Annotated in this window: 1 protein-coding gene; it reads left to right on the top strand. The window is 44.5% G+C overall.

Annotation, left to right across the window (positions count from 1 at the left end):
* On the top strand, positions 1-1,509 hold a 1,509-nt coding region (locus tag ACP6PK_RS15270), incomplete at both ends, for an Ig-like domain-containing protein (RefSeq protein ID WP_426560540.1).

Raw genomic sequence — 1,509 nt, 5'->3', positions numbered from 1 at the left:
TATTTACTCCAGAAACAGATGCCAACGGCACAGGTTACGCCAACTTTAACTTTACAGTCAACGACGGTACAGAAGACAGCGTAGCAGCACATACTATAACTATAAATGTCACAGCCGAAAACGATGCCCCCACAGCAGCAGACAAAACCATCACCATAGGAGAAGACAACAACCATACATTTGCTGAAACCGACTTTAGCTTTAACGACATAGAGGACGGAGATACTTTAGCATCTATTACAATAACCACCCTGCCAGCAGCAGGCACATTACAACTAAACGAAACAGACGTAACAGCCAACCAAGTAATAACAGCAGTAGACATTCCCAAGCTAGTATTTACTCCAGAAACAGATGCCAACGGCACAGGTTACGCCAACTTTAACTTTACCGTGAATGACGGTACAGAAGACAGTGAAACAGCCAACACCATCACCATAGATGTCACCCCCGAAAATGATGCCCCTATTATTACTAGCGATAATACAGCAACAGTCGCCGAAAATACTAGTACAGTAACTACTGTAACTGCCGAAGATGCTGATGAGGATACAATAAATTATTCTATTACAGGAGGAGCAGACTCTGATTTATTTGAAATAGACGAAAACAGCGGAGAAATAACCTTCAAGACAAGTCCCGACTTCGAGTTACCAACAGATGAACACCAATACAACGTTTATGAGGTAGAAGTCACTGCATCAGACAGCAATGATGGAAATGATATCCAAACTATTGCAGTTACTGTCACAGACGAAAATGAAGGTACGCCAGGAATAACTGTTTCTCGTGCAAACTTAAGCACAAGCGAAGATGGGACAACAGCCAGCTTGAAGATAGTATTAAACAGTCAACCTAATGATGATGTAGTAGTAACAGTTGCTTCAAATGACACAACAGAGGGAACGGTAGATGTTAGTAGCGTCACATTTACTCCAGCAAATTGGAATATTTCCCAAACATTAAAAGTTACAGGAGTAGATGACACAGAAGTAGATGGGGATGTCAATTTTATATTAGAGACAACAGCAACAAGCGGTGATAGTGAGTATGACGGTCTTGCTGTTGCTGATGTTAGTATTACAAACGTTGATAACGATACTGAACCTGTACCAGCACCAGAGCCAGAACCTGTACCAGCACCAGAACCTGTACCAGCACCAGCACTAGAAAATGCACCAGAAAATGCACCAGAAAATGCACCAGAAAATGCACCAGAACCGCAACCTGTACTAGAAACTGCACCAGCACCAGAAAATGCACCAGAAAATGCACCAGAACCGCAACCTGTACTAGAAACTGCACCGGAACCAACTCCCGAACCAGCACCAGAAAATGCACCAGAAACTGTACCAGAACCTGTACCGGAGGCGGAACCTGTACCAGAACCTGCTCCGGAACCAACTCCCCAACCTGTACTAACTCCCGAACCAGAACCAGTTCCCGAAGCAGCACCCGAACCAGCACCAGCACCAGCACCGGAACCTTTACCGGAGGCGGAACCTGTAT

The organism is Dapis hubbardiae BLCC-M172 (assembly GCF_050016015.1).
Taxonomy (GTDB): domain Bacteria; phylum Cyanobacteriota; class Cyanobacteriia; order Cyanobacteriales; family Microcoleaceae; genus Trichodesmium.
The sequence above is the reverse complement of the archived record's forward strand: the minus strand, read 5'-3'. Positions and strand labels throughout refer to the sequence as shown.